The following is a 349-nucleotide window of genomic DNA, read 5'->3' as shown; positions in this document are numbered from 1 at the left end:
CGACGGGCAATATTGTGTTAGACGCACAAGGGGATGCCACCCTCACGGCTTCTCATATGATTGCCAATGAAGATATCAATGTGGCAGGACAAAGCGTGACGATTGATGGCATGACAGATCACCATAGCAGCCATTCAGAAACCCATGAAACGGGTTTTGGTGTGGGATCAGGCAAGGGTTTTGTTTCGATCTACGGGAGTGAATCAAAGACAGAGAATGAAGAAAGTTTTGAACATCAAGGCTCTTCGCTCAATGGGAAAAATATCACCATCACCGCCAAAAAAGAAGATGTGAATGTGGTGGGTTCTGACTTTAGCGCAGGGGAAGATATTAAGCTTTCGGCAGTCCA

General features: G+C 46.1%; 1 protein-coding gene. It reads left to right on the top strand.

Translation table 11 applies throughout. The annotated features are described in order from the left end of the window. Nucleotides 1-349 (top strand): hemagglutinin repeat-containing protein (locus tag ACFINO_RS10735; protein ID WP_375655837.1); only part of this gene is annotated, 349 nt, incomplete at both ends.

Origin of the sequence: Bartonella sp. AA83SXKL (genome assembly GCF_042196965.1) — a bacterium.
GTDB lineage: Bacteria > Pseudomonadota > Alphaproteobacteria > Rhizobiales > Rhizobiaceae > Bartonella.
This window is presented reverse-complemented; position numbering and strand designations above follow the sequence as displayed.